Genomic DNA, 9,753 nt, shown 5'->3' with positions numbered 1-9,753 from the left:
GGGGAGGGAGTGCCCGGTAACGAGGTGGATCGCGTTGCCGGGGCCGTGCCTGGCCTTCCCGCTGCCGCCGTTCCCGTTGTTGCCGTTCCCGCTGCCGCCGTTCCCGTTGCCGCCGAGGCCCGGGAAGCCGTTCCAGGGGCCGTTCTCGCCGTTCGGCACGGCCTGCCGGGCGCTGCGCTGCGGGCGGTTGTCGCTCTGGCCGTCCATCGCCAGGAAGGTGATCCCGGAGCCGGTGCCCAGGCCGAGCAGCGCCGCGACGGTGGCGGCGATCATCATCGGGGACGGCCGGCGCCGGGGCTTGCGCGGCGGCGGTGCCTCGGAGCCGTAGGCGGTGCCGAAGGGCGGCGGCTCCGGGTAGCGGACGGTCGGCCCGCTGTCCAGCACCTCCCCCTGCAGCACCGTGGGTTCGTCGGCCGGCCCCGGCCCCGGAGCCCCGGCCGCCGGGGGCACCGGCTCCGGGGCGTCCGAGGGTGCGGGCCGGGTGCTGGCCGTCCAACCCCTGCCGTCCCACCAGCGCTGCGGCCTCGGGTCGCCGCCGGTGTCCTTCGGGTCCGGGTACCACCCGGCGGGAATCTGCTCGCTCACAACAGAGAATCTAAAGGCACGCGGATAAGCGCGAAATCAGCGCGGCCTCGAATTCCGGTGGTTTTCGATGAGATTACGGTGAGAAGGGGCGCGACGGGCACGCTCAGGACCGTCGGGCCCGCCCGGGGCTACAGCGGGGTCACGTAGGCACCCGAGATGCCGCCGTCCACCAGGAACTCGCTCGCCGTGATGAAGGACGAGTCGTCGCTCGCCAGGAAGGCCACCGCGGCGGCGATCTCCTCGGCCCGGGCGAACCGGCCCAGCGGGATGTGCACCAGCCGGCGGGCCGCCCGCTCCGGGTCCGTGGCGAACAGCTCCCGCAGCAGCGGGGTGTCCACCGGCCCCGGTGACAGCGCGTTCACCCGGATCCCCTCCCGGGCGAACTGCACGCCCAGTTCCCGGGACATCGCCAGCACCCCGCCCTTGGAGGCGGTGTACGAGATCTGCGAGGTGGCCGCACCCATCCGGGCCACGAAGCTGGCCGTGTTGATGATCGAGCCCCGCCCGTGCCGCCGCATGTACGGCAGCGCGGCCTTGCAGCACAGGTACACCGAGGTCAGGTTGACCTCCTGGACCTTGCGCCAGGCGTCCAGGCCGGTGGTCAGGATCGAGTCGTCCTCCGGCGGCGAGATGCCCGCGTTGTTGAACGCGACGTCCACGCTCCCGTACGTCTCGTACGCCTCGTCGAACAGCGCCTCGACCATGTACGGGTCGGTGACGTCGGTGTGCACGAACAGGCCGCCGACCTCCTTGGCGGCCGCCCGCCCGGACTGCTCGTCCAGGTCCGCGCAGACCACCTTCGCGCCCTCCGAGGCGAGCCGGCGGGCGGCCGCCAGGCCGATCCCGCTGCCGGCGCCGGTGATCACGGCGGTGCGGCCGACCAGGCGGCGGCACACCGGGGCGTCGTTCTCCGTCATCGGCTGCTACTCCTCGCTGTGGATGAAGACGTTCTTGGTCTCGGTGAAGTGGCGCAGCGCGTCCGGCCCCAGCTCCCGGCCGACCCCGGACTCGCCGTAGCCGCCGAACGGCGTCCAGTACCGCACCGAGGAGTGCGAGTTGACCGACAGGTTGCCCGCCGCGACGCCGCGGGCCAGCCGCAGCGCCCGGCCGAGGTCCCTGGTCCAGATCGAGCCGGACAGGCCGTAGCGGGTGGCGTTGGCCAGCCGCAGCGCGTCCGCCTCGTCGGTGAACGGCAGGACGGCGGCGACCGGGCCGAAGATCTCCTCGGTGACGGCCGGCACCTCCGGGTCGGCCGGCGCGATCACCGTCGGCGGGTACCAGTAGCCGGGCCCGTCCGGCACCGCGCCGCGGGCCAGCACCGGCAGGTCCGGGGTGACGTAGGAGGCGACCCGGCGCACCTGGGCGGCCGAGATCAGCGGGCCCAGCCGGGTCTCGGGGTCCGCCGGGTCGCCGGTGCGCAGCGCCTCGACGGCGGGCAGCAGCAGCGCCAGGAAGTCGTCGTACGCCTCGCGTTGGACCAGGATCCGGCTGCGGGCGCAGCAGTCCTGGCCGCTGTTGTCGGCGAAGGACATCGGGTCCGCGGCGCGGGCCAGGTCGGCGTCGGCGAAGACGATGCTGGGGCTCTTGCCGCCCAGCTCCAGGGTGACCCGCTTGGCCCGGGCCGCGCAGCGGGCGGCCACCTCCTTGCCGACCACGGTCGAGCCGGTGAAGACGATCTTGCGGACCGCCGGGTGGTCCACCAGGGCCCGGCCGGTCGTCGCGCCCGGGCCCGGCAGCACCTGGAACAGGCCCTCCGGCAGCCCTGCCGCCAGGGCGAGTTCGGCCAGCCGCAGCGCGGTGAGCGGGGTCGCCTCGGCGGGCTTGAGCAGGACGGCGTTGCCCGCCGCCAGGGCCGGCGCGAAGCCCCAGGCGGCGATCGGCATCGGGAAGTTCCACGGCGCGATCACCCCGACCACGCCGACCGGCTCGTGGAAGGTCACGTCCAGGCCGCCGGCCACCGGGATCTGGCGGCCGGTCAGGCGTTCCACTCCCCCGGCCGCGTACTCCAGCAGGTCCCGGACGTTGCCGGCCTCCCAGCGGGCGTTGCCCACGGTGTGGCCGGCCTCGCGCACCTCCAGTGCGGCCAGTTCCGGAACGTGCACCTCGACCTGGTCGGCGAACCGGCGCAGCAGTCGGGCCCGTTCGCCCGGTGCCAGCGCCGCCCAGGCCGGCTGGGCCTTCGACGCGCGCTGGACCGCCGCGTCCACCTGCCCCGCGGTGGTGTCCGGGACGGTGGCGAGCACCTCGCCGGTGGCGGGATTGCGGACGGTGCTGACGGTGGGGTCGGTGGGGTCGGTCATCGGCCTCACATCCGTTCGAAGGATCGGTAGCGCTCCCAGTCGGTGACGGTGCCGTCGAAGGCGCACTGCTCCACCCGGGCCATGTTCAGGTAGTGCTCGACCACGTCGTCGCCGAAGGCCACCCGGGCCAGCTCGCTGTCGCCCCACAACTCCGCGGCCTCGCGCAGCGAACCGGGCACCCGGGCGTACTCCTCGACGGCGTAGGCGTTGCCCAGGCACGGCGCCGGCAGCTCCAGTTTCCGCTGCAGCCCGTGCAGGCCGGCCGCGATCATCCCGGCCACCGCCAGGTACGGGTTGACGTCCCCGCCCGGCACCCGGTTCTCCATCCGCAGGCCCTGGCCGTGGCCGACCACCCGGTAGGCGCAGGTCCGGTTGTCCCGGCCCCAGGCCACCGCCGTCGGGGCGAACGAGCCCTGGCGGTAGCGCTTGTAGGAGTTGATGTTCGGCGCGTACAGCAGGCTGAACTCGCGCAGCGCCGTCAGCTGGCCGGCCAGGAAGTGCCGCATGGTGTCGGTCATCCGGCCGTCCCGGTCGGCGAAGGCCGGCGCGCCCACCGCGTCGCGCAGCGACAGGTGGATGTGGCAGCTGTTGCCCTCGCGCTCGTTGTACTTGGCCATGAAGGTCAGCGCGCACCCCTGCTGCGCGGCGATCTCCTTCGCGCCCGTCTTGTAGACGCTGTGCTGGTCGCAGGTGGTCAGCGCGTCCGCGTAGCGGAAGGCGATCTCGTGCTGGCCGAGGTTGCACTCGCCCTTGGCCGACTCCACCACCAGCCCGGCGCCCGCCATCTCGTTGCGGATCCGGGACAGCAGCGGCTCGACCCGGGCGGTGCCCAGCATCGAGTAGTCCACGTTGTACAGGTTCGCCGGCGTCAGGCCGCGGTAACCGCCCAGCCAGGCCTGCTCGTAGGTGTCCCGGAACACCAGGAACTCCAGCTCGGTCCCGATGTCGGCGGCCAGCCCGTACTCCGCCAGGCGCGCGATCTGGCGGCGCAGCAGCTGGCGGGGGGCCGCGTCCACCGGGTGGCCGCCGTGCCGGGCCAGGTCCGCGGTCACCTGCGCGGTGCCCGGCTGCCAGGGGGTCAGCCGCAGGGTGCCGAGGTCGGGGCGCATCGCGAAGTCGCCGTAGCCGGTGGCCCAGGAGGAGAAGGCGTAGCCGTCGACGGTGTTCAGGTCGACGTCCACGGCGAGCAGGTAGTCGCAGGCCTCGGCGCCGTGCTCGACCACCTCGTCCAGGAAGAAGCGGGCGGCGAAGCGCTTGCCCTGCAGGCGCCCCTGCATGTCCGTGAACGCCAGCGCCACGGTGTGGACCTCGCCGGTGTCCACCAGCGTGCGCAGTTCGTCCAGGGTCAGCGGCGCCCGGGGCGGCACGCCCGCGGCGGCGTTCTCGGGCATGACGGAACCCTCCACGATCACTCTTCGAGTTCAAGCGGTCACAGCGAACCGTACGGCCTGCGGCGGACGGCGCGGAAGAGGGCGGACACGTGTGGCGCGCCGACATGCGTGGTTGACGGGGGATCAGGCGGTGCGGGGGGAGAATGCCCGCCATGGATCGCAGGCCTTTCATCGGCGTCAGCACCTACCTGGTCGACGCGAGTTGGAGCAACTGGCAGGGCCGCCGGGTGGCCCTGGTGCCCGAGCGGTACACCGCATACGTCCAGGAGTCCGGCGGGATCGCGGTGCTGCTCCCGCCCGACTCCCCCGACCGCGCACCCGAGGTGCTCGCCCGGCTCGACGCCCTCGTCATCGCGGGCGGGCCCGACATCGACCCCGCCTACTACGGCCAGCCCGCCCACCCCCGCACCGAGGTCGACTCCCCCGAACGGGACCGGTGGGAGTCGGCCCTGCTGCGGGCGGCCCTGGCGGCCGGGATGCCGCTGCTGGGGATCTGCCGGGGCATGCAGGTGCTCAACGTCGTCTGCGGCGGGACGCTCGTCCAGCACCTGCCGGACGTCGTGCCGGTCGACGTCCACGGCGGCGCGGACGGCGGCTACGGGACACACCTGGTGCGGCCGGTGCCGGGGACGCTGCTCGGCGGGCTGCTCCCGGAGAGCGAGGTGGAGGTGCCGACCTTCCACCACCAGGCCGTCGACCGGGTCGGGGCGGGCCTGCGGGTCTCGGCCCACGCGCCGGACGGGACGGTCGAGGCGGTCGAGGGCCCGGGGTTCACCCTGGGCGTGCAGTGGCACCCGGAGCAGGGGGAGGACCTGCGGGTGATGCGGGCCCTGGTCCGGGCGGCCACCGCGGCGCAGTTGGACACCGCGCTGATCGGGTAGCCGGGGCCCGCCCGCACGGGCGGAACGGACCGCTCAACGGCAACGACAACGGTCACCAGTACAGCCTTTGGATCTTTGTCCGTTCTGCGGTTCACTTCGGGTGCAGGGCGATCGCGCCCCTCCCCTCCCCACCCGTGCGTCCAGAGAGGACTTCGATGGCCGGGCACGAGCATTCCCACACTGATCATGCGCATGACCACAAGCACGCGCACGACCACGGCGGACACCGGCACGGCGGACTCGGCGGCCACGGAGGCCACTCGCACGGTGTCGCCGCCGACGCCGACCGCCGCTGGCTGCTCAGCGCCCTCACACTCATCGTCGTCTTCATGGCCGGAGAGGTCGTCGTCGGCTTCGCCGCGAAGTCCCTGGCCCTGATCTCCGACGCGGCGCACATGCTCACCGACGCCGCCTCGATCGTCCTCGCGCTGGTCGCGATGCGCCTCGCCGCCCGCCCGGCCCGCGGCGGCTACACGTACGGCCTCAAGCGCGCCGAGATCCTGTCCGCCCAGGCCAACGGCGTCACCCTGCTGGTGCTGTCCGCCTGGCTGGGCTACGAGGCCGTCACCCGGCTGTTCGAACCGCCGGAGGTCGCCGGCTCACTGGTGCTGGTCACCGCACTGATCGGGATCGTCGTCAACCTGGCCGCCGCCTGGTGCATGTCGAAGGCCAACCGCAGCTCGCTCAACGTCGAGGGCGCCTTCCAGCACGTGCTCACCGACCTGTACGCGTTCATCGCCACCGCCGTCGCCGGCGCCGTCATGCTGACCACCGGCTTCGTCCGGGCCGACGCGATCGCCTCGCTGGTCGTCGTCGCGCTGATGCTCAAGGCCGGCATCGGCCTGGTCCGCGACTCCGGGCGGATCTTCCTGGAGGCCGCCCCGGCCGGCATCGACCCAGACGCGGTGGCCGACCGGATGGTCGCCCAGCCGCTGGTCGAGGAGATCCACGACCTGCACATCTGGGAGATCACCTCCAACCAGCCCGCCCTGTCCGCACACATCCTCGTCACCCCCGGCGGCGACTGCCACGCCGTCCGGCGCGAGCTCCAACGCGGACTGGCCGACGAGTACGGCATCACCCACAGCACGCTCCAGGTCGACCACGTCGGCGAAGACGCGGCCGGCGCCCTGCTCCAGATCGCCGCCCCCGGCGAACAGCCCGCCGAACACTGCGCCGACGCGCACGGCCCGGTCCACCGCGCCGGCCCGCACGAGCACTGAAGCCGCCCTCCTGTCGTCGCGGTGCGGCATGATCTGACACGTGACCGCACCGCGACTGATGCTCCTCGACTCCGCCAGCCTGTACTTCCGGGCCTACTACGGCGTGCCGGACACCCTGCGCTCCCCCCAGGGCGAACCGGTCAACGCCGTCCGCGGCCTGCTGGACTTCATCGCCCGGCTGGTCCACGACCACCACCCCGACCAGCTCGTCGCCTGCATGGACGCCGACTGGCGCCCGCAGTGGCGGGTCGACCTCCTCCCCTCGTACAAGACCCACCGGGTCGCCGAGGCGGCCCAGGACGGCGAGGAGGAGGTGCCGGACACGCTCGCCCCGCAGGTCCCGGTGATCGAACAGGTGCTGGACGCGCTCGGCATCGCCCGCGTCGGCTCCCCCGGCTACGAGGCCGACGACGTGATCGGCACCCTCACCGCCCGCGCCGAAGGGCCCGTACAGATCGTCACCGGCGACCGCGACCTGTTCCAACTGGTCGACGACGCCCGCGAGATCACCGTGCTCTACCCGGTCAAGGGCATGGGCAACCTGCAGATCACCGACGACGCGCTGCTCCTGGAGAAGTACGGCGTGCGCGGCGCCCAGTACGCCGACATGGCCGCCCTGCGCGGGGACCCGAGCGACGGCCTGCCCGGCGTCAAGGGCATCGGCGAGAAGACCGCCGCCCAGCTCATCAACGAGTACGGCGACCTCACCACCATCCGCGCCGCCGCCCTCGACCTCTCCTCCAAGCTCACCCCGGCCCGCCGCCGCAACCTCGTCGAAGGCGCCGCCTACCTCGACGTCGCCCCCACCGTCGTCCGCGTCGCCCCCGACGCCCCCCTCCCCACCTTCGACCCGGCCCTCCCCCACGAGCCGCTCGACCCGATGACCCTCGAAGACCTCGCCACCCGCTGGGGCCTCGGCACCTCCCTCGAACGCCTCCTGGAGTCCCTCGCCACCCGCTGACCACCACGCGGGGCCTTTCCGCCGCGCCAGGAGAATATTCGCGAATCGGCACTCCCCTCGGGCCGGTCCCCGGGCATCCTGATTCCGCCTGACCGACAGCGAGGGGAGCGGCTGTGAGCCGACGACTGCGGTACATCGGAAGCAACTCCGGAAACAGCGGATGCCCGACGCTCTACGAGGACGTCGACACCGGGGAGGTGTTGGTGCAGGGCGATGTCGTGACCGACCCCGACGAGATCGCCCAACTCCGCAACATCAAGCCCGGCGAAGGGTTCGTGATCGTGCCCCGCGCGCTGCTCACGGACTTCGCGCCGCGCGACGTGGACCGGGAACGCGTGCTGATCGGCTACGAAGAGTTCGAGAACATGTTCAAGAGCTTCCAGCACACGGCCTTCCGGCTGGAGACCCGCCGCCGGTACCGCTCCGACGAGCAGACCGAAACCTACCGCCGGTTCGCTGCCGGGATGGCGCCCGGATGGGACCTGGACGACCCCTGGTGCCGCTCGCGCCGCGAACAGGCGGCCCTGGGCAAACGGTTCGAGCGGGTGCGGATCATGGACAACCCGCCCACCCTGGGGCAGCGGTACCTGCTCGACAACGCCGAACGGAACAACGCCGTCGGCGAGGACACCCGGTACCTCTGGCGGGCCGACGCCGAACGCCTGGGTCTTCCGCAGGAGGACGCCTGGCTGTTCGACTCGCGCGTCATCGCCCTGCTGCACTTCGACGCCGACGACGACCTGACCGACATCGAACTGATCACCGACCCGGTGCAGGTGGCCCGCGCCTGCCAGGTACGGGACGCTGCCTGGCACTTCGCCACGCCGAGCCGCGAATTCGGCGCTGAGGTACCGTCCGCCATGTGAGCACCGACTTCCAACAAGCACGAATCGCCCTCGGTCTGCGGCTCCGTGAGCTGCGCACCGAGGGCGGTCTCACAGGCAGGCAACTGGCCGACCGTCTGGGCTGGACGCAATCCAAGGTCAGCAAGCTGGAGACCGGCCGACAGACGGCCACCCACGAGGACCTCAAGGCCTGGGCCGAGGGCGTCGGACAACCCCACACAGCGCCCGAACTGTCGGCCAGGCTACGGGCCTTCGAGTCGGGGACCCGCACCTGGCGACGGCAGTTGGCCGCCGGACACAAACCGGTGCAGGACACGCTGACCGCCGAGCACGAGCGTTCACGCGTCATGCGCGCGTGGCAGAATTCCATGATCGTCGGCATGCTCCAGACGGCCGACTACGCCCGGCACATCTTCAGCGCGTACGTCAGCCTCCACCAGTCGCCGCGCGATGTAGAGGACGCCGTTCGAGCCCGCGTCCAGCGACAGGAAAGCCTGTACCGGCCAGGCAAGCGATACCACATCGTCATGTGGGAATCCGCACTACGCGCCCTGGTGTGCCCACCGGCCGTGCTAGCCGCGCAACTTGACCGACTCAGCGGTGTGGTCGGACTGGATACCGTCTCCTTGGGCATCGTGCCGTTCGAAGCCTCACTCGGGTTGCCTCCTGCCAACGGATTTTGGATTCACGACGAACGGCTCGTCATCGTCGAGGACTGGCACGCGGAGCTGTGGTTGGACCAGCCCGACAACGTGACGCTGTACCTGCGTGTGTGGGAGACGCTGGCCGGCGCGGCCGTCTACGGACTGGACGCCCACCGCATCATCACGCGGTGCCGCAGGGCACTCGGTTCTGCCTGAGAATTCCCACGCACCCCAGCTGCCGGGGCTGGAATATTCGAGAATCATGCTCCCGCCGGCGAATCTCGTCCGCTTAACGTCCTGCCGATGGCTTCGATCGGCAGGGGAGTTGAGCGGTGATCACGAACTCGCAGCGGTTGGCGGCTGGTCCACACCTCGGCGTGAGCGTCGATGCCAACCAGCAGCACTGGAAGGCGGTCGGCGATGTCCTTGCGTGAAATCGCTCGGCGCGGGCCCGGCCAACCCACCGTTGATGCGGACAAGTGCCCGTCCTGCCAGTGGTTCGACGCCATGGAGCGGGAGGCCTGCAAAGCTCCGGAGAGCGTGGACCGCTCCAAGCTGACGAACGCGCGGGTCCTGCGCCTACGGCACGAGGCATCCGGAGAGTGCCTGAACCCGGATGGCGCCGAGTGACGAGTGACGCCCGGGGGACGTACTGGACCCCAGGCCAGCAACTCCGAGCGGTCTCGGCCGTGTCATGCCCCCGAACCTTCAACCCGACCGACGAGACACCCCCGCCGTGCCCGTTGCGGCGCCGCTGACCACAAGAACCCCGACTGCCAGCTCCGCAATGGTCAAGCCAGTTCCCCCTGCCGAGAGTCCGGGGCGAACGAGATACGTGACTGGCACATCCCGCACGGCCCACTCACCGACGCGGCCTCGCGGGTGATGCCGTTCTTCGAGGTCCTCGAAGAACGGCATGGGGG

At 71.8% G+C, this 9,753-nt stretch carries 10 protein-coding genes; 6 read left to right on the top strand and 4 right to left on the bottom strand.

Going from position 1 to position 9,753, the window contains the following annotated elements:
- The 4 genes from ACFV6I_RS32845 to ACFV6I_RS32830 form a co-directional block, all read right to left on the bottom strand.
- Positions 1–585: DUF2510 domain-containing protein (locus ACFV6I_RS32845; protein ID WP_380429295.1), on the bottom strand; the 585-nt coding region annotated here is incomplete at its 3' end.
- Between the two features lie 128 nt (positions 586–713).
- Positions 714–1,502, bottom strand: a complete 789-nt coding sequence (locus ACFV6I_RS32840; protein ID WP_063346866.1) for a 3-oxoacyl-ACP reductase — start codon at positions 1,500–1,502, stop codon at positions 714–716.
- Between the two features lie 6 nt (positions 1,503–1,508).
- Entirely contained in the window at positions 1,509–2,885 is a 1,377-nt protein-coding gene (locus ACFV6I_RS32835; protein WP_380346135.1) for an aldehyde dehydrogenase family protein, read from the bottom strand.
- Between the two features lie 5 nt (positions 2,886–2,890).
- Entirely contained in the window at positions 2,891–4,276 is a 1,386-nt protein-coding gene (locus tag ACFV6I_RS32830) for a glutamine synthetase family protein (RefSeq protein WP_363378760.1), read from the bottom strand.
- A gap of 152 nt (positions 4,277–4,428) precedes the next feature.
- Here ACFV6I_RS32830 and ACFV6I_RS32825 point away from each other — a divergent pair, with 152 nt between their 5' ends.
- From ACFV6I_RS32825 to ACFV6I_RS32800, 6 genes are all read left to right on the top strand, one after another.
- Positions 4,429–5,157: a gamma-glutamyl-gamma-aminobutyrate hydrolase family protein gene (locus tag ACFV6I_RS32825; RefSeq protein WP_063346868.1), complete on the top strand. Its 729-nt coding sequence runs from the start codon at positions 4,429–4,431 to the stop codon at positions 5,155–5,157.
- A 155-nt stretch (positions 5,158–5,312) separates the two neighbouring features.
- Positions 5,313–6,380, top strand: coding sequence for a cation diffusion facilitator family transporter (locus ACFV6I_RS32820; protein ID WP_063346869.1), 1,068 nt, complete (start codon positions 5,313–5,315; stop codon positions 6,378–6,380).
- Between the two features lie 58 nt (positions 6,381–6,438).
- Complete coding sequence (locus ACFV6I_RS32815) at positions 6,439–7,341, top strand: 5'-3' exonuclease H3TH domain-containing protein (protein WP_380429300.1); 903 nt, start codon at positions 6,439–6,441, stop codon at positions 7,339–7,341.
- Between the two features lie 113 nt (positions 7,342–7,454).
- Positions 7,455–8,207, top strand: coding sequence for a DUF6879 family protein (locus ACFV6I_RS32810; protein ID WP_380429292.1), 753 nt, complete (start codon positions 7,455–7,457; stop codon positions 8,205–8,207).
- On the top strand, positions 8,204–9,046 hold the full coding sequence (locus tag ACFV6I_RS32805; protein ID WP_380429289.1) for a helix-turn-helix domain-containing protein: 843 nt from the start codon (positions 8,204–8,206) through the stop codon (positions 9,044–9,046). The genes ACFV6I_RS32810 and ACFV6I_RS32805 overlap by 4 nt, the downstream gene beginning before the upstream one ends.
- Before the next feature lie 204 nt (positions 9,047–9,250).
- Positions 9,251–9,460 (top strand): hypothetical protein, encoded by a 210-nt coding sequence (locus tag ACFV6I_RS32800; protein WP_380429287.1) that lies wholly within the window; start codon positions 9,251–9,253, stop codon positions 9,458–9,460.
- The last annotated feature ends 293 nt before the right edge of the window (positions 9,461–9,753 follow it).

This window comes from Kitasatospora sp. NPDC059803, assembly GCF_042732255.1.
In the GTDB taxonomy this organism is placed as follows: Bacteria; Actinomycetota; Actinomycetes; order Streptomycetales; family Streptomycetaceae; genus Kitasatospora.
Note: the sequence above shows the minus strand (reverse complement) of the source record. Positions and strands in the feature narration are given on the sequence as shown.

Excerpts from the sequence above, each read along its gene's own strand:
- ACFV6I_RS32825 (WP_063346868.1), top strand. The coding sequence starts at position 4,429 with ATGGATCGCAGGCCTTTCATCGGCGTCAGCACCTACCTGGTCGACGCG.
- ACFV6I_RS32835 (WP_380346135.1), bottom strand. The coding sequence starts at position 2,885 with ATGACCGACCCCACCGACCCCACCGTCAGCACCGTCCGCAATCCCGCC.
- ACFV6I_RS32820 (WP_063346869.1), top strand. The coding sequence starts at position 5,313 with ATGGCCGGGCACGAGCATTCCCACACTGATCATGCGCATGACCACAAG.
- ACFV6I_RS32830 (WP_363378760.1), bottom strand. The coding sequence starts at position 4,276 with ATGCCCGAGAACGCCGCCGCGGGCGTGCCGCCCCGGGCGCCGCTGACC.
- ACFV6I_RS32815 (WP_380429300.1), top strand. The coding sequence starts at position 6,439 with ATGCTCCTCGACTCCGCCAGCCTGTACTTCCGGGCCTACTACGGCGTG.
- ACFV6I_RS32840 (WP_063346866.1), bottom strand. The coding sequence starts at position 1,502 with ATGACGGAGAACGACGCCCCGGTGTGCCGCCGCCTGGTCGGCCGCACC.
- ACFV6I_RS32800 (WP_380429287.1), top strand. The coding sequence starts at position 9,251 with ATGTCCTTGCGTGAAATCGCTCGGCGCGGGCCCGGCCAACCCACCGTT.